The sequence below is a fragment of the Acidovorax sp. LjRoot194 genome (assembly GCF_964253015.1).
Classification (GTDB): Bacteria; Pseudomonadota; Gammaproteobacteria; order Burkholderiales; family Burkholderiaceae_C; genus Acidovorax.
The window spans coordinates 207,681-223,922 of record NZ_CAXUQB020000001.1 but is presented as its reverse complement, the minus strand read 5'-3'; the positions used below and the strand labels follow the sequence as shown (position 1 = coordinate 223,922).

Sequence of the window (16,242 nt, the reverse complement as noted above, 5' to 3'; positions counted from 1 at the left end):
GCAGCGGCACCCGGGGTCAGCGCCTGAATTACTGGCGCGGCCTGTCGAACGCTGACGCGTTCAGCGCAGCCACCGCGCGATAGGCCGGCCTGGCGAACAGGTAGCCCTGCATCAGGCGGATGCCGGTGTCGGCCAGGAAGTCGCGCTCACCAGGGGTTTCGATGCCTTCCGCAATCACCTGGATGTGCATCTCTTCGCACAGGCGCACCAAGCTGCGCACGATGGCTTGGCGCGCGCGGTTGGTGTCGACGTTGCGGATCAGGTCCATGTCGATCTTGATGATGTCGGGCTGAAAATCCGACAGCAGCTTCATGCCCGCATAGCCGGCACCGAAGTCGTCGATGGCGGTGCGAAAGCCGCAGCGCTTGTACTCGCGCAGGATGCTCGCAAACCACGGGCCGTCTTCGACACGCTCTCCCTCGGTCACCTCGAAGATGATCTGCTCGAGCGGAAAGCCGTGCGCCCGCGCTGCCTCCAGCGTGGTGCGGATGCAGACCTCGGGCCGGTAGATGGCGTTGGGCAGAAAATTGATGGACACCGGCTGCGCGATTCCCAGCCGGGCAGCGCCCTTGATCGCCTTGACCCGGCAGGCCTGGTCGAACCGGTAGCGGTTGCGGTCGTTCACCTGCGACAGCACCGTCATCGCGCCCTCGCCGCCCGGGCCGCGCACCAGGGCCTCGTGGGCATAGACCTCGCGCCGCTCCACGTCCACGATGGGCTGGTACGCGAAGTCGAACTGAAACCCCAGCCCCTCGCCCTTGCCGCACGCTTCGCAGTCCTGCGGCGTGCCCGCCAGCGGAACGAAATCGACGGGAAACGCAGCATTGACGACGTGGGCGGGAGGAATTGCGTGCATTGCTCAAAGGTCCGTTCGATCTGCAAAATTATGCAGCCAGCCACCAGAAGGGTGCGCTCTTTGGAGACCCGCGGCCGTAGGACAGCTGAGACAACCGAGGCGGCTAAGGGGCTGCTGAGGAGCTGCTGAGAGGCTGTTGAGAAGCGCCTGAGAGGCAGCGCTGCCAATGCGATTCCGCAGGCTTGCAGCCGTTGCCGCCGCAGTCATACGCAACTTTGCCCCGCAGCCGGTCGACACACCAGCCGCACCGGCCCCGTGCGGCTAGCCCACAGACGCCCTACGCCGTGGGTGCCGGCCCCACCGGCTCGGCCGGCACCACGCCCCGCATCGCCAGGCAAAACGGCTGCAAGCATTCGGACCGGGCTGCATAGGGGCAGCCCGCCGTCTCGCACAAACCCGACGCACCATTGCGCGCCCGGTCTTCCTCCCGCGGCACCTGGCCGCTGGCCTGCAGCACGGCCATCTGCGTCCATGGGTCCAGGCGACCGGCCTGTTGCTGCGCCAGCATGTCGCGGCCATACACCGTGGCGGCCAGCTGGGGCTGAAAGTCCAGCACCAGCAGCGCGCTGGTGCGGGGCGTAGCAGCGTCGGCGCCCTGCAGCACCAGTGCAATCACTCCCGACTGCAGCGCCTGGCCCCCGCCCGCAAACGGCACCTGCAGGGCGCCCGCGGGCAGAGCGGCGGCCGCGGTGGCTGCGGAGGGGGCTGCCTGCGCGGCCAGCCAGGGCACCGGCACGCGCAGCGTGAGCGCAAAGCCGCGCGGCCCCTCGGGCGTCTGGGCCGAGCCCTGGCGCACCAGCCAGGTCTGCAGTGGGGGCTGCTCCGGGTCGATGGAGCCGTTCTCCAGCGCCTGCGCCAGACCCACCGGCCAGGGCTGTGCGGACACCACGCGCTGCGGCGCACCGCTGCCGGCCGTGACCTGCTGCACCAGTGCGCTGACCATGCGCATCAGCGGCGCACCGAGGCCGGTGGCCGGCCAGGCAGCGCTGGATGTGGCCGACGCCGCCCCAGCACTAGGCGCTGCCACCGCGGGCGCCCCTGTGGGCAATGGTGGAGGCACAGGCATGCGCAGCGGTACGCCACCGGTTCTGGTACCGCCCTGCGCAGCATCGGCCCCAGGGCGCCGGGGGTCGAAGCCCGCCCCCAGCTGCTCGCGCGCCTGCGCCGAGATGCTGGCCTTGTCGGCTGGCAGGGGCAGTGGGCTGGTGGGCGACGGGGGCGAGCCCGCCGTCGGAGGCGGCGCGGCCGGGTCGGCCCCGGCCGGAGCATGCACTGCAGGTGCCTTGTCCAGCCCCAGCAGCGACGTCTGCCGCTGCAACGCCGCCTCGGCCAGGAACTGGGCCACGGGCGGGAGCGCGCTGCGGGAGGGGTCGATGGGAAGGGCCATGCCAAGGATGCGGGGGGATGGTGGATTCTGTAGTGATTCCTGCGACATGACCAGGGTGGGCGACGACCCACGGCTGCCGCACGACCCGCCACCACCACATCCGATCGGCCGGCGTCCACACTCCCGAGGCATTCAGCTATTGAATTTATAGCGCCTAGCACTCAACCAGAGCGCGGTACGGCACATTTTTGCTTCAGAATCCGCTGTGCCTGCTCCGCACCACACGGTGTCGGTGGCAGCCCTCGCATCCAACGGCCATGTCTTCACACCCCACCGCGCCACACACCCCTCAGGCCGTCAGCCCCGCGCCCCACCCGTGGGTTGCGCCTGCGCTGCTGGGCGCGGTGCTGGCATTCCTGCTGCTCAGCGCCTGGGTTTTTGCGCCCGGCTGGGAGCGCGCCTTCCGCTCCGACAACTCGCCCGCATCGTGGCTGTCGAGCGCACTACTGCTCACGCTGTGCATCACCGCACTGCGCCTGACCGCCGAGCGCTGCCTGCCGTGGCGGCTGGGTGTGTGTCTCACGCTGGCCTTCGGCGCGCTGGCGCTGGACGAACAATTCATGCTGCACGAGCTTTGGAAGTTTCGCTGCCACGAGTGGCTGGATGCGTGCCGGTGGGGTGTGGTGCGCGAGGCGCCGATGCTCGCGGTGGCCGTGGTGGGCCTGTTCACGCTGGTGTGGCTGCACGGGGCGTTGTCGCACCGCAGTACCCGTGGCTGGCTGTGGGCCAGTTTTGCGGTCGGGCTTTTGGCGATTGGGGTGGACCAGTGGCCGAATGTGCAGCCGCACGGGGCGTGGCTGCCGGAGTTGTTGGCTACTTTGGAAGAGGCAATGGAGGTGGTGGCGGAGGCGCTGGTGCTGGCGGCGTTGTTGCGGCAGCCGCGGTTGCGGTGAGAACGAAGGACGGTGACAACCCGTTTGCCGAAGGCTTTGGGCACCAAGCGGACTATTCGCAGGATGTCATTTTCCTCAGAAGCTCCTGAAACGTAGTGAAGGCCTGCTTTGCATCTGCCTGCGTGGCGGTAATAGCAACAGCCCAGCCATCTGGACAACTAAGCCCTTGAGAAGCACGCAGATAGTCTGTGAATGCAAAGTTGAAATACTCATGCCCGCCCATGACTCCTGCATCTCGAAGCGCCATCTCGTAACCGTACAGCTGCTGCTCTAAAGCTCTCAGGTCAAAGTCGCGCATAAACATTCCCGGTCGAGCGGCCACAGTTCCGAGAAAGGCAAGCGTCAATGGGTGAGCATTCATTTGCTTGATCGTATCAATGACTGGTTGAATCCGCCGTCGAGAGCTAGCTCCCTCACGTGCACTCCTGATCCACCCAATACCCCGCCCTGAACCACTGCCCGTTGATGTTCAGGTACCACCGCCATTCAAAGACCGGCTCATAGCTCATGCTGCCCGGCGCGGGTATGTCGATGCGCAGGATGTCCGCCACGCCGTCGCGGTCCAGGTCGATCTCGTGCACTGTCACGGCGGTGTTCTTGCGCTGGGGCTTGTCGCGGATGGGCGGGTCGGCGGGCATCGTCCAGCTCGTGGCGTAGCGCGTGGAGCGCACCTTTACAGCCTCAGGCGGCAGCTTGCCAGGCAAGACCAGGCGGGCCAGCACGTCGGCGGTGTCGGACAGTTTGGCGTAGCCGCGCACGGGCTGGGCTTCTTCGCCGGGGTCGTTGAACGCGCGGCCGGGGTAGTGGCCGCCGCAGTAGTGGGCGTCGTTGCTGATGTCCCACATGCGCTTGCGCACGGCGTGCGCGCCCACCAGGCCCTGCTGGGCGATGGCGTACACGGTGAGTGGCGGGGCGAATGCCTGGTCTGCGGTGCCCACGTCCCAGAAGCCCGTGACGTACTCGATCTCGGGCCCGCTGTGGCGGGCAAAACGGCCCACGGGTGTGCCGGTGGGAATGACGCTGATGCGGGTGCCGGCCACGGCGGCCAGGCCGTCGGCATCGGTCTCGTGCAGCAAGGCCACGCCGTCGTGGCGGCGAAAGTACGACGGGGCGATGGCGGGCAGTACCGGCCGTGTGGCCAGGGGCGCTACGGCCGGCAGGTTGTCCACCGCGCGGGTGGCGAGCTTGACATCGGCGAGCGGGTTGACGGGCGCGCCCCGGTCGATTTCCTGCTCGGGCCGCAGCAGCACGCCGGTGCGCATCAACTTTTTGGCCGCGTCCCATTCGGGGCGCTGGGGGTACACCACCGGTGCGTCCAGCGCATGGGTTTTGGCCAGCGCCGCGATCTGCAGCGATGCGGGGCGTGGCAGGGCGTTGCCGTAGGCCCGCAGGCGGTTGGGCGACGGTGCGACCCAGAAGGCGCGGGCAGCGTCTTTGCCCGCCTGGGACAGTGTGAGGGGCTGGTCGACCAGCAGCTGGCACGACACATGGGCTTGCACCGGCGCCGCCAGCGCAGCGCCCAGGCGCGGGTCGCCGCGGTACAGCACGGCGCACCAGCCGTCGCGCTCGGCCAGTTGCTCCAGCACCGTGTTAGCGGGCACCTGGGCCACCACGCGGGCCTGTGGCTGGGCGGCGTCGCGCAGGTTGACCCAGGAGCCTTGCACGTAGCGTGCTTTGGCAGGCGCAACGGCGGGAGTCTGCGCCCCTGCGCTGCCACTAGCCAGCATGATCGCCGCCGCCGCGGCCCAGCGAAGGAAGTGCAGGCCATCAGAAATCGTCTTCATGTGTCCGCGCCCTCGTGACTGGCTGATCCAATTGATCTATCCAACTACTGATCCACATTGCCGCACTTGAAACATCCGTTCGGGCTGAGCTTGTGGAAGCCTCGCGCGGCGCTTCGACAGGCTCAGCGTGAACGGTGGATGGTGTCATGCCCGGTGCATGGCGATGCAACCGATGCACGCCCACCTCACACCGTCACACCGCCAAGGCAGGCTCGGGCGCTGCAGCCGGCGGCTGCGCCTCGACCACCCGCGCCAGCAGCGCGCCTTCGTAGCGCGCAGGCAGCGGTATCCACACGCGCACCGGGTTGCCCTGCGCCACGGCGATGCTCTGGCCGTCCACGTTGCGCATCTGCTCCAGCCGCAGCCTGAGGTTGCCACTCGGGTGCACCACTTCCAGCAGGTCGCCCACGGCAAAGTGGTTCTTGGTTTCGACCTGCACCCAGTCACCGCTCAGGCCCGCTGCAGCCAGGCCTTCGGCGCCCAGCACTTCGCCCACGAACTGGCTGCGCTGCGTGGCCGAGTGGCCGTTGATGTAGTTCTGGTAGTCGTTGCTGGGGCGGCGCTCCAGCAGGCCGCCGGTGTAGCCGCGGTTGGACAGGCCTTCGAGCTCGATCAGCAGCTCGGGGTTGAACGGCCGGCCGGCCACGGCGTCGTCGATGGCGCGGCGGTAGACCTGGGCGGTGCGGGCCACGTAGTACAGGCTCTTGGTGCGGCCCTCGATCTTGAGCGAATCGACGCCGATCTGCGCCAGGCGCGCCACGTGCTCCACGGCGCGCAGGTCCTTGCTGTTCATGATGTACGTGCCGTGCTCGTCTTCCATGATGGGCATCATCTGCCCGGGGCGGCCGGCTTCCTCGATGAGGTAGACCTTGTCGGCCTTGGGGTGGCGCTCGCCGTTGCCGGTGGTCGATGCAAAGGCTTGCTCCGCTTTCTGCTGCGCGGCCTCGAAGTTGAAGTCGCCCTCCATCTTCTGGGCGATGGCTTCGCCCGTGGTGGCGTCGATGTCGGCGTCGTGGGTGGCGTAGTTCCAGCGGCAGGCGTTGGTGCAGGTGCCCTGGTTGGGGTCGCGGTGGTTGAAGTAGCCGCTGAGCAAACACCGGCCCGAGTACGCGATGCACAGCGCGCCGTGCACGAAGACCTCCAGCTCCATGTCGGGGCATTCCTGGCGGATTTTCTCGATCTCGTCGAGGCTGAGTTCGCGCGAGAGGATGACGCGCTCCACGCCCATCTTCTGCCAGAACTTCACCGCCGCCCAGTTGGTGGTGTTGGCCTGCACCGAGAGGTGCACCACCTGCTCGGGCCACTTCTCCTTGACCATCATGATCAGGCCCGCGTCGGCCATGATGAGGGCGTCGGGCCGGCAGTCGATCACGGGCTCGATGTCGCGCAGGTAGGTGCGGATCTTGTCGTTGTGCGCAATGAGGTTGCTGGTGACGAAGAACTTCTTGCCGCGCGCATGGGCCTCGCTGATGCCTTGGCGGATCTGCTCAAGCTTGAACTCGTTGTTGCGCGCGCGCAGGGAGTAGCGCGGCTGGCCGGCGTACACGGCGTCGGCGCCAAAGTCGTAGGCGGCGCGCATCTTGTCGAGCGAGCCGGCGGGCAGGAGGAGTTCGGGGGCTTTGAGGAGGGGGGTCATGGGGTGCCTCTGGATGCGTGGTGAGGGCGGATGAGGACGGACGGGTGCGGATTTGCCAGTTCACACCCCACCCGTTCGGCCTGAGCCTGTCGAAGGCTGGGCCCCGGCTTCGACAAGCTCAGCCCGAACGGTGAAGGGGATGCGAACGCTGTCGATAAAGCCATGGCGATGGAGTGCATCGGGAAGGGGTCAGCGCGGCATCACCGACAGGCCCGCCAGCGTGCCCACAGCCTGCGCCGGAAACTCTGGCGGGTCGAACGCCTTGTCGCCATCGGCATCCTGCACGCCATTGGGCACCATGCCCTTGAAGTCGAACTGGCGCGGGTCCATGAAGTGCGACGGCACCAGGTTGCGCAGGGCCACGGCCATGTTCTCTATGCGGCCGGGGTACAGCTGCTGCCAGTCGCGCAGCATCTGGCCGATCTGCTTGCGCTGCAGGTTCTCCTGGCTGCCGCACAGCGTGCACGGGATGATGGGGAAGGCGCGGATGTCCGCCCAGCGGCTGAGGTCGTCTTCGGCCACATAGGCCAGCGGGCGGATGATGAGGTGGTCGCCGCGGTCGCTCTGCACCTTGGGCGGCATGCCCTTGAGCTTGCCGCCGAAGAACATGTTCAAAAAGAACGTCTGCAGCATGTCGTCGCGGTGGTGGCCGAGCGCGATCTTGGTGCACCCCAGTTCGTCGGCCACGCGGTACAGGATGCCCCGGCGCAGGCGGCTGCACAGGCTGCACATGGTCTTGCCTTCGGGGATGTGCTCCTTGACGACGCTGTAGGTGTCCTGCGTTTCGATGTGAAAGGGCACGCCGACCTGCGTCAAATATTCGGGCAGTACGTGTGCCGGGAAGCCGGGCTGCTTCTGGTCGAGGTTGACGGCGATCAGCTCGAACTTGTGGCCGTTGCGCTGCTGCAGCATGCGCAGCACGTCGAGCATCGCGTAGCTGTCCTTGCCGCCGGAGACGCACACCATGACTTTGTCGCCGTCTTCGATGAGGCCGAAGTCGCCGATGGCCTGGGCGACCTGGCGGACCAGGCGCTTTTCGAGCTTGAGCGCGGCGTGGGCGGCGGCTCTCTCGGCGGCGGCTGCGCTGTCTTCTGCGCTGGGGACCGCAGGCGTTTCAAGGAGGGTGGCGGGTTCGGACATGGAAAAGCAGGCCGGGGTGTGGGGCAAGGGAAAAGACAAAGTTCAGCCGAAGGCGTCAGAACCTGTGGAATGTGCCGCAGAGTCGGTCGCCCGGCAATGCGCTACCGCACGGCAGCAGTTTTCAGTTGCTACTGTTTTTATAGCTACTGCCGCTGTATCAGCAAGCGGTAGCAGCCAATTCCATCCAAAATCAGGCTTCGGCGGGGTAGAACATCTTGCGCGTGGGCACCGCCTCCACCGCCTTCGCAATGGCGCCGATATGGTCCGGCGTGGTGCCGCAGCAGCCGCCCAGGATGTTGACCAGCCCCTCGGCCGCGAACTCGTGCACCAGGCGGCTGGTGATCTCGGGGGTTTCATCGAAGCCGGTGTCGCTCATGGGGTTGGGCAGGCCGGCGTTGGGGTAGCAGCTGATGAAGGTGTCTTCAGCCACGCGGTTGAGCTCCTGGATGTAGGGGCGCATCAGCGTGGCGCCCAGGGCGCAGTTCAGGCCGATGGCCAGCGGGCGCGAATGGCGCACGCTGTGCCAGAAGGCGGTCACGGTCTGGCCGCTCAGGATGCGGCCCGACGCGTCGGTGACCGTGCCGCTGATGATGAGCGGCAGGCGCTGGCCGCTGTTCTCGAAGTACTCGTCGATGGCGAACAGCGCGGCCTTGGCGTTGAGCGTGTCGAAGATCGTCTCGACCAGCAGCACGTCGGAGCCGCCCTCGACCAGCGCCTCGGTCTGCTCGTAGTACGCGGCGCGCAGCTGCTCGAAGTCGACATTGCGCGCGCCCGGGTCGTTCACGTCGGGGCTGATGCTGGCCGTCTTGGGCGTGGGGCCCAGGGCGCCGGCCACGAAACGGGGCTTGTCGGGCGTGCTGTATTTGTCGCAGGCGGCGCGGGCGAGCTGGGCGGAGCGCAGGTTCATCTCGCGCGCCAGGTCGGCCATGTGGTAGTCGTCCTGCGCGATGGTGGTCGCGCCGAAGGTGTTGGTCTCGATGAGGTCGGCGCCGGCGGCGAGGTACCGCTCGTGGATGTCGCTGATCACGTCGGGCCGGGTGAGCGAGAGCAGCTCGTTGTTGCCCTTCACGTCGTACGCGAAGTCCTTGAACCGGTCGCCCGCTCCGCCGGGGCCGCTGTAGCCCTCGCCCCGGTACTGCGCCTCGCCCAGCTTGAAGCGCTGGATCATGGTGCCCATGGCGCCGTCGAGGATGACGATGCGTTGGGCAAGGATGTCGGGCAGCTGCGCGGCGCGGGTGTAGTGAAGGGCTTGCATAGCCCCGTATTGTAGGAAGCCGGGCGCGCAGGGCCGTGTGCAGGGCTGCTGCAGTGCCCGGGGTGCGGAAACGGGTAGAAAAACCTTCCAGGACGCACCCGGCGCTTTTTAGAACCATCAATAATATTGATCGACTTTTAAATTCCAATGGGATATAATTTACCTTGCTGCAGTCACGGCTTCCGAGCCGCGCCGCCGCAGCAACGCCTGCTCAAAGACCGCTAGCAACACGTCTTTGCCACTGCAGGTGCGTTGTGCGACATGTGTCGCCCCAGTGGGCCTGCTAGAGCTGCAGCCCGCCGAGCCCCTTGATGCTCACGCAGGCCAATGTTCCGCCTGCGATATTGAATGAACCAGATTTCACAGACCGCCATTTCCATGGGCAAGTACGTCGTTTCGCCCGCGACACACCCGACCGACTGCGGCCGCTTCCGCGCCTCCTTCTCGGTCCATCGTTCAGAGAGCAAGGGCAGCTACTGCCGCGTGTTCCGTTTTGACAAGGTCTTTGCATCGCGCGAAGCCGCCCGGCTGTTCGCAGTCACCCAGGGCTGGCTGCAGGCGTGCATGCCGCACCCTCCGATGTGCTGATGGTCTGCACGCTGCAGATTCCATCCGCCTCCCCCGTGGTTGCGGGCTCCTCCCGGTCCGCACACCCACCCCAACGGTACGCCCTTCGCTGCGCGCCATCCTTTAGAAAGACTCTCCCATGAGCACCAAGATCTATGTGGGCAACCTGCCCTACTCCGTGACCGATTCCAGCCTGGAAAGCAACTTCGCCGAGTTCGGCGGCGTGTCTTCCGCCAAGGTCATGATGGACCGCGAAACCGGCCGCTCCAAGGGCTTCGGCTTTGTCGAAATGGCCAACGCCGAAGTGGCCCAGGCCGCCATCACCGCGCTGCACGGCATGTCGGTCGACGGCCGCTCCATCGTCGTGAACCTGGCCCGCCCACGCGAAGACAACCGCAGCTCGGGTGGCTACAGCGACGCAGGCTACAACGCCGGCAAGCGCTCGGACGTGGGCTACGGCAACGGCGGCTTCGGCGGCGGCCGCTACTGAACCGGGTCTTCCCGTGTCCTGAAAACCGGCTCTGTGGAGCCGGTTTTTTTTCGCCCCGGCCACGGCGCCCCGCCAGCCGCTGTGCCGCGGCCGGGGCCCTTGCGGGGCTTGGCCGCGGCGGTCCTGATGCCGGCTGTGGGGACGTACGCGGTGCCCGGCGCACAATAGCCCCTTCGCCTGCGGGCGCGCCTGCCGCGAAATATTGATCCAATTGGCCTCTACCGCTTGCCAGGCAAGCGCTGGCAGCTATCAAATTCAGAGTATCCGTTGTCGTCCTCCCGCCTGTCCTCCGCCCCCTCCGCATCCCCCGCCCACACCGTCCTGCAGGACGTCTTCGGCTACGAGCAGTTCCGCGGCCCGCAGCAGGCCATCGTCGAGCATGTGATCGGCGGGGGCGATGCGCTGGTGCTGATGCCCACCGGGGGCGGCAAGAGCCTGTGCTACCAGGTGCCGGCCATCGTGCGCCAGCAGCAGGGGCGCGGGGTGACCATCGTGATCTCGCCACTGATCGCGCTGATGCACGACCAAGTGGGCGCGCTGCACGAGGCGGGCGTGGAGGCGGCGTTCCTCAACTCCACGCTGAGCTACGACGAAGCGCAGGACGTGGAGTTTCGCCTGCAGACGGGCGCCATCACGCTGCTGTATGCCGCGCCCGAACGGCTGAACACGCCGCGCTTCCTCGGTCTGCTGGACGACCTGTACCAGCAGGGCGTGCTGAGCTTGTTTGCCATCGACGAGGCGCACTGCGTGAGCCAGTGGGGCCACGACTTCCGCCCCGAGTACCGGGCGCTCACGGTGCTGCACGAGCGCTATGCGGGCGTGCCGCGCATCGCGCTCACGGCCACGGCCGACGACCTCACGCGCGCCGACATCATCGAGCGGCTGCAGCTGGAAGACGCGCGGCTGTTCATCAGCAGCTTCGACCGGCCCAACATCCGCTACCGCATCGAGGAAAAAAAGGACGTCACCACGCAGCTGCTGCGCTTCATCGAGCGCGAGCATGCGGGCGAGGCCGGCGTGGTGTACTGCCAGTCCAGAAAGCGCGTGGAAGAGCTGGCGGCCACGCTGAGCGACGCGGGCGTCAACGCCCTGCCCTACCACGCGGGGCTGGACACCAAGGTGCGCCAGAAGAACCAGGACCGCTTCCTGCGCGAAGAGGGCATCGTGATGGTCGCCACCATCGCGTTTGGCATGGGTATCGACAAGCCCGACGTGCGCTTCGTGGCGCACGTGGACATGCCCAAGAACATCGAGGGCTACTACCAGGAGACCGGCCGCGCGGGCCGCGACGGCCTGAACGCCGATGCCTGGATGGCCTACGGCCTGAACGACGTGGTCAACCAGCGCCGCATGATCGACGAGAGCCCCGCGGGCGAGGAGTTCAAGCAGGCGCTGCGCGGCAAGCTCGACGCGCTGCTGGCACTGGCCGAGGCCACCGACTGCCGCCGCGTGCGGCTGCTGGCCTACTTCGGCGAAGCCTCCACGCCGTGCGGCAACTGCGACAACTGCATCAGCCCGCCCGCAGTGTGGGATGCGACCGATGCCGCGCGCAAGCTGCTGTCCACCATCTACCGCGTGAACCAGGCTAGCGGGATCAGCTTTGGCACCGGGCACATCATGGACATCCTGCGCGGCAAGAAGACCGAGAAGGTCGCGCAGTTCGGACACGAGAAGATCTCCACCTTCGGCATCGGCGCCGACCTGACCGAGCCCCAGCTGCGCGGTGTGCTGCGCCAGCTGATCGCTACCGGCGCTTTGGGCCTGCAGAAGGTCATGCTGGACAGCGGCCACAGCTTTGACACCCTGTGCCTTACCGAGGGCTCGCGCGGCGTGCTCAAAGGCGAGGTGCCGGTGCAGCTGCGCGAATCGGTCTCGTCCGCACCGGCCAAGCGCACCCGCAAGGGCAGCGCCCCCCCGGCCGCCGCAGCCAACCTGGGCCCGGACGCCCAGGTGCGCTTCATCAACCTCAAGTCCTGGCGCGCCGAAGTGGCGCGCGAGCACAACCTGCCGGCGTACGTGATCTTTCACGACGCCACGCTGGCGGCAATTGCCGAGCGCAACCCGACCACGCTGGACGACCTGCAGGGCATCAGCGGCATGGGTGCGAAGAAGCTCGATGCCTACGGGGCCGAGGTGTTGAGGGTGTGCACGAACGCCTGATGCGTGCCGGACGCGTGTCGGATGCGTTCCTGATGTTTCTGACCAGCCAGGGGAACCGTACTTCTGTCGCTCTCACACACGAGCATGGCATGCGGCTGCAGCTTGCGAAATCGCAGGTTCCTACGGGGCTTGATCGGCTATAACCTCTCTCGCCTCACAGGGAGGTTCAACAACCAATGAGAAAGACGCGGATGTTCAAGAAAATTCTGGCAGTGGCCGCACTGATGGGCGCAGGCCTCGTGCATGCTTTTTCTCCCCAAGCCGGCACGTGGATCGTGACGTCGGAGATGGATGGCAAACCCGGCCGAGGCTTCGGGATCGACGTGCAGAACACCACTTTGGTGATGCAGATGTACGCGTATGAGAGCAGCGGCCAGCCCACGTTCTACCTGGCGGTGGGCGATGTGGTCGACAACAAGGTGACCGCACCTTTGAACAAATACAGCGGCGGCCGCTTCTTTGGCAGTGGCGCCCGCTCCGGCACCGCGACGGGAAGCGCGGGCAATGTGTCCGTGCGTTTCACAACCGGCACCACCGGGTTCATCACATTCCCGAACGAGCCCGAAGTGGCGATTTCCCGCTTCAACTTTGGCTACGGCGCGGTGGCGGAAAGCCTGCGCGGCTTCTGGACGCTGAACTCGATCGGTAGCGAAGGCCTGCAGTCGGACCTGGTGGAGTTCAACACCAGCCTTGCTCCGACCGCCAACGGCAACGGCCTGATGTCCAACACCGCCCAGACTTTTGGTTGTGAGCAACAGGTGCGTGGCGCGCTGAGCGGCAATGTGGTGTGCGTTAAGATCAATTCCAGCAACCAGCTCGTACGCTCCTACGTCTTCGTCTACAGCGTGAATGAAGGCGAAGGCTACTCGGTGGGGTCTGCCAGCAGCTCCCAGCAGTCGCTGTACATCCGCCGCCTGACCACGCCCAAGGGTGTGGGTACCGGCCTGCTCTACAAGGACGCGGAGCTGCGCACGGGCGACGCTTCTGCCCTGCTGCAGCACATCGAGCACCTCTCCCGGTTCGGTCTGCCCCAGTAAACACGGGCATCTTCGGTACGGGCGCCGCTCAGGCCACCCGCACCGCGGCGACCAAAAGTCATGGACATGGGGTGTGGAGCGCCCGGCGCAACGGCACAATCTGCGGTAGGTGCCTTCGACAGCGCCGTGGCCCACCGCTGGGCTTTTCAAAGACCATCCCAACCGAAACCCATTCGTTCGATGACTACCTACGCAGAACTCCTGGCGCAAAAGCGCCACCTTGATGAACAGATCAGCAAAGCGCGCAAGGCCGAAGGGGCAGCTGCGCTGGAGACCGTGAAGCACCTGATCAAGGAATTCGACTTCACGGCGCAGCAGGTGTTTCCGTGGACACCCGATACCAAGAAAGTGCCCGCCAAGTACCACGACCCCCAGACCGGCGCCACCTGGACTGGCCGCGGAAAGCCGCCGAAGTGGATCGCCGGCAAGGACCGCGAGCAGTTCGTGATCCGCTAGCACGCTGCGGAGCGTCAGCCGATGCATCGGCGCCTGGCATGCCGCCAGGCGCCTCTATTGCCACTCCCACCGCCAGCCGCCGTGCTCACCTTTCTCAAGAATATCTTTCACCGCCCGCCCACTGCGGAAAATTTTGCCGACATGGTGCTCGATGCACTGCGACGCGCCTGGCCCGAGCACACCTTCACGCTGGAGCGGGAAAAATTCCAGATCCAGCAGTCCGGCGGGCTGCTGATCAACCTGCACAACATCTACGCAGACTATCGCCGTGCCGACCCGGCGATGAGGCGGCAGCAGCTGGACCGCTTCGTGCGGGGCATGGTGTCCGCCGGCAGTTCGGAGGATGTGTACGAAGAGGTCCAAGGCCGTCTGCTGCCGGTGCTGCGAAACCTCTCGGGCGTGGACCTCATGCGCATCGAGGCCGCCGACGAGAAGGCCCTGACGGACATCATGTCCTACTGCCCCTTGTCGGACGACCTGGGCATTGCCTTGGCCATCGACAGCGAGCTGAACATCAAGCAGATTGGCGACGATGTGTTGAAGCGTTGGAACAAGACCTTCGACGACGTGCTTCAGGTCGCCGTCGACAACCTTCGCCACCAGGCCGCGCCAGCATTCCATGAGGTCAGCCGCGGGCTGTTCGCGTCGCACTACGGCGACTACTACGATGCCGCACGCATCCTGGTGCACGAGCTGATCTGGCAGTTGCCGGTCGGCGCACAGCCCGTGGCCATGGTGCCCAACCGCAGTTGCCTGCTGGTGTGCGGCGCAGACAACGAAGCCGCCTTGATCGAAATGGTCGGCCAGGCCCGCCGTATCCTCTTCGAGGAATCCCGGCCGTTGTCTGCCGACATGTTCGTGCTGACCGACAAAACCTGGGCTCCGTGGACGCCACCCGGCGAGCCGGGGCGGGCGCTGGGGCGTTTGCAGCGCGAGCTTCTGGCCAGCGGCTACGCCGAGCAGAAGCAGGCGATGGACATCGCGCAGGAGCAGGCGGGCACGGATGTGTTCGTTGCCACGCACACGCTGGTGGAAAGGTCTGCAGATGGGCAGCTCATCAGCTACGCCGTACTGCCCCGGGACGTCCACACCTGGCTGCCCACGGCGGATCTGGTCCTGCTGAGTGAAGAGGAAGGCGAGGATCCGCTGATCGTCACCATGGCGGACTTTTTGGAAATCTCAGGTTCCGGTGCCAAGCGGCTGCCGTATGTGCTGCCGCGGTATGAGGTGGTCGAGTTCCCGGATGCGGGGTGCATGGCGAGGCTGCGGGCCAGGGCCACCAGCATGGATGCGGTCAACGTGTGAGGCAGCCGGTGCCCTGCGGCCACCGCCCCACGCACTGCGCCACAATGGCGCCATGCTGACCCTCCAAGACATCCGCGACGCCGCCACCCGCCTGCAGGGCCATGTGCTCGATACCCCTTGCGTGGAGTCCAAGACGCTCTCGCAGATCGTGGGGGCGCAGGTGTTCCTCAAGTTCGAGAACCTGCAGTTCACGGCGTCCTTCAAGGAGCGCGGTGCGTGCAACCGGCTCACGCTGCTGTCCGACGAAGAGCGCGCCCGCGGCGTGGTGGCCATGAGCGCCGGCAACCACGCGCAGGGCGTGGCCTACCACGCACAGCGCCTGGGTCTGCGCGCCGTGATCGTGATGCCGCGCTTCACGCCCGGCGTGAAGGTGGAGCGCACCCGCGGCTTCGGCGCCGAGGTCGTGCTGCATGGCGACACGCTGGAAGAAGCCCGCGCCCATGCCTACGCGCTGGCCGATGCACAGCAGCTGACCTTTGTCCACCCGTATGACGACGAAGGCGTGGCGGCCGGCCAGGGCACGCTGGGCCTGGAGATGCTGCAGGCCGTGCCCGACCTGGACACGCTGGTGATCGCCGTGGGCGGCGGCGGGCTAATCTCGGGCGTGGCGACGGCGGCCAAGGCCATCAAGCCGGGCATCGAGATCGTGGGCGTGCAGACCACGCGCTTTCCGGCCATGGTGAACGCAGTCAAGGGCACCAGCCACCCGCAGGGCACCTCGACCATCGCCGAAGGCATCGCCGTGGGCACGCCCGGCAAGATCACGCAGGAGATCGTCAAGCGCCTGGTAGACGACCTGGTACTGGTGGACGAAGGCGACATCGAGCAGGCCGTGCTGATGCTGCTGGAGATCGAAAAGACCTTGGTCGAAGGCGCAGGCGCCGCGGGCCTGGCCGCGCTGGTGCGCTACCCCGAGCGCTTCAAGGGCAAGCGCGTGGGCCTGGTGCTGTGCGGTGGCAACATCGACCCGCTGCTGCTGGCCGCGATCATCGAGCGCGGCATGGTGCGGTCCGGCCGCCTGGCGCGCATCAAGGTCAGCGCGCGCGACGTGCCGGGCGTGCTGGCACGCATCACGGCCACCGTGGCCGACGCCGGTGCCAACATCGAAGAGGTGCACCACCAGCGCGCCTTCACCATGCTGGCGGCGCAGAACGTGGAGATCGAGCTGGTGCTGCAGACCCGGGGCAAGACGCACATCGACGATGTGCTGGGTCGCCTGCGCGAGGCCGGCATGGAGGCGGCGCTGATCTGAGAACCTGCCGGCGATGGGCAGGGT

General features: G+C 66.6%; 15 protein-coding genes. 8 read left to right on the top strand and 7 right to left on the bottom strand.

Annotated elements, in window-relative coordinates:
• Positions 1–28: 28 nt before the first annotated feature.
• Together ACSQ3N_RS01065 and ACSQ3N_RS01060 are read right to left on the bottom strand one after the other, a co-directional pair.
• Positions 29–856, bottom strand: a complete 828-nt coding sequence (locus ACSQ3N_RS01065) for an EAL domain-containing protein (RefSeq protein WP_056163168.1) — start codon at positions 854–856, stop codon at positions 29–31.
• 277 nt (positions 857–1,133) lie between these two features.
• Positions 1,134–2,243 carry a hypothetical protein gene (locus ACSQ3N_RS01060; RefSeq protein ID WP_056163165.1) on the bottom strand — a complete coding sequence of 370 codons (1,110 nt, stop codon included), beginning with the start codon at positions 2,241–2,243 and terminating at the stop codon, positions 1,134–1,136.
• A 257-nt stretch (positions 2,244–2,500) separates the two neighbouring features.
• Here ACSQ3N_RS01060 and ACSQ3N_RS01055 point away from each other — a divergent pair, with 257 nt between their 5' ends.
• Positions 2,501–3,136 carry a hypothetical protein gene (locus tag ACSQ3N_RS01055; RefSeq protein ID WP_436145366.1) on the top strand — a complete coding sequence of 212 codons (636 nt, stop codon included), beginning with the start codon at positions 2,501–2,503 and terminating at the stop codon, positions 3,134–3,136.
• A gap of 52 nt (positions 3,137–3,188) precedes the next feature.
• On the opposite strand, the gene ACSQ3N_RS01050 is transcribed toward ACSQ3N_RS01055, so the two are convergent.
• From ACSQ3N_RS01050 to ACSQ3N_RS01030, 5 genes are all read right to left on the bottom strand, one after another.
• Positions 3,189–3,497: a hypothetical protein gene (locus ACSQ3N_RS01050; RefSeq protein WP_436145365.1), complete on the bottom strand. Its 309-nt coding sequence runs from the start codon at positions 3,495–3,497 to the stop codon at positions 3,189–3,191.
• A gap of 52 nt (positions 3,498–3,549) precedes the next feature.
• Positions 3,550–4,920 (bottom strand): SH3 domain-containing protein, encoded by a 1,371-nt coding sequence (locus tag ACSQ3N_RS01045; RefSeq protein WP_436145364.1) that lies wholly within the window; start codon positions 4,918–4,920, stop codon positions 3,550–3,552.
• Between the two features lie 193 nt (positions 4,921–5,113).
• The gene (gene trhP / locus ACSQ3N_RS01040; protein WP_436145363.1) at positions 5,114–6,556 is read right to left on the bottom strand and encodes a prephenate-dependent tRNA uridine(34) hydroxylase TrhP; all 1,443 of its coding nucleotides are present in this window, start codon (positions 6,554–6,556) and stop codon (positions 5,114–5,116) included.
• Between the two features lie 189 nt (positions 6,557–6,745).
• Positions 6,746–7,696, bottom strand: a complete 951-nt coding sequence (gene ttcA, locus ACSQ3N_RS01035) for a tRNA 2-thiocytidine(32) synthetase TtcA (RefSeq protein WP_436145362.1) — start codon at positions 7,694–7,696, stop codon at positions 6,746–6,748.
• Between the two features lie 190 nt (positions 7,697–7,886).
• Entirely contained in the window at positions 7,887–8,951 is a 1,065-nt protein-coding gene (locus ACSQ3N_RS01030; RefSeq protein WP_436145361.1) for a homocysteine S-methyltransferase family protein, read from the bottom strand.
• Between the two features lie 348 nt (positions 8,952–9,299).
• Here ACSQ3N_RS01030 and ACSQ3N_RS01025 point away from each other — a divergent pair, with 348 nt between their 5' ends.
• From ACSQ3N_RS01025 to ACSQ3N_RS00995, 7 genes are all read left to right on the top strand, one after another.
• Positions 9,300–9,539 (top strand): hypothetical protein, encoded by a 240-nt coding sequence (locus ACSQ3N_RS01025; RefSeq protein WP_200912359.1) that lies wholly within the window; start codon positions 9,300–9,302, stop codon positions 9,537–9,539.
• A gap of 118 nt (positions 9,540–9,657) precedes the next feature.
• A complete protein-coding gene (locus ACSQ3N_RS01020; RefSeq protein ID WP_056163143.1) occupies positions 9,658–10,008 on the top strand; it encodes an RNA recognition motif domain-containing protein in 351 nt (116 codons plus the stop codon).
• Positions 10,009–10,275: 267 nt separating this feature from the next.
• Complete coding sequence (gene recQ / locus ACSQ3N_RS01015) at positions 10,276–12,168, top strand: DNA helicase RecQ (RefSeq protein WP_235507253.1); 1,893 nt, start codon at positions 10,276–10,278, stop codon at positions 12,166–12,168.
• 191 nt (positions 12,169–12,359) lie between these two features.
• The gene (locus ACSQ3N_RS01010) at positions 12,360–13,205 is read left to right on the top strand and encodes a hypothetical protein (protein WP_056163139.1); all 846 of its coding nucleotides are present in this window, start codon (positions 12,360–12,362) and stop codon (positions 13,203–13,205) included.
• A gap of 180 nt (positions 13,206–13,385) precedes the next feature.
• Positions 13,386–13,661: an H-NS histone family protein gene (locus ACSQ3N_RS01005; RefSeq protein WP_056163136.1), complete on the top strand. Its 276-nt coding sequence runs from the start codon at positions 13,386–13,388 to the stop codon at positions 13,659–13,661.
• A gap of 81 nt (positions 13,662–13,742) precedes the next feature.
• A complete protein-coding gene (locus tag ACSQ3N_RS01000) occupies positions 13,743–14,966 on the top strand; it encodes a hypothetical protein (RefSeq protein ID WP_056163133.1) in 1,224 nt (407 codons plus the stop codon).
• 52 nt (positions 14,967–15,018) lie between these two features.
• Entirely contained in the window at positions 15,019–16,218 is a 1,200-nt protein-coding gene (locus ACSQ3N_RS00995; protein ID WP_436145360.1) for a threonine ammonia-lyase, read from the top strand.
• The last annotated feature ends 24 nt before the right edge of the window (positions 16,219–16,242 follow it).

Bases quoted from the DNA above. Each gene is read 5' to 3' on its own strand.
- ACSQ3N_RS01065 (WP_056163168.1), bottom strand. From the start codon at position 856: ATGCACGCAATTCCTCCCGCCCACGTCGTCAATGCTGCGTTTCCCGTC.
- ACSQ3N_RS01060 (WP_056163165.1), bottom strand. From the start codon at position 2,243: ATGGCCCTTCCCATCGACCCCTCCCGCAGCGCGCTCCCGCCCGTGGCC.
- ACSQ3N_RS01055 (WP_436145366.1), top strand. From the start codon at position 2,501: ATGTCTTCACACCCCACCGCGCCACACACCCCTCAGGCCGTCAGCCCC.
- ACSQ3N_RS01050 (WP_436145365.1), bottom strand. From the start codon at position 3,497: ATGAATGCTCACCCATTGACGCTTGCCTTTCTCGGAACTGTGGCCGCT.
- ACSQ3N_RS01045 (WP_436145364.1), bottom strand. From the start codon at position 4,920: ATGAAGACGATTTCTGATGGCCTGCACTTCCTTCGCTGGGCCGCGGCG.
- trhP (WP_436145363.1), bottom strand. From the start codon at position 6,556: ATGACCCCCCTCCTCAAAGCCCCCGAACTCCTCCTGCCCGCCGGCTCG.
- ttcA (WP_436145362.1), bottom strand. From the start codon at position 7,696: ATGTCCGAACCCGCCACCCTCCTTGAAACGCCTGCGGTCCCCAGCGCA.
- ACSQ3N_RS01030 (WP_436145361.1), bottom strand. From the start codon at position 8,951: ATGCAAGCCCTTCACTACACCCGCGCCGCGCAGCTGCCCGACATCCTT.
- ACSQ3N_RS01025 (WP_200912359.1), top strand. From the start codon at position 9,300: ATGAACCAGATTTCACAGACCGCCATTTCCATGGGCAAGTACGTCGTT.
- ACSQ3N_RS01020 (WP_056163143.1), top strand. From the start codon at position 9,658: ATGAGCACCAAGATCTATGTGGGCAACCTGCCCTACTCCGTGACCGAT.
- ACSQ3N_RS01010 (WP_056163139.1), top strand. From the start codon at position 12,360: ATGTTCAAGAAAATTCTGGCAGTGGCCGCACTGATGGGCGCAGGCCTC.
- ACSQ3N_RS01005 (WP_056163136.1), top strand. From the start codon at position 13,386: ATGACTACCTACGCAGAACTCCTGGCGCAAAAGCGCCACCTTGATGAA.
- ACSQ3N_RS00995 (WP_436145360.1), top strand. From the start codon at position 15,019: ATGCTGACCCTCCAAGACATCCGCGACGCCGCCACCCGCCTGCAGGGC.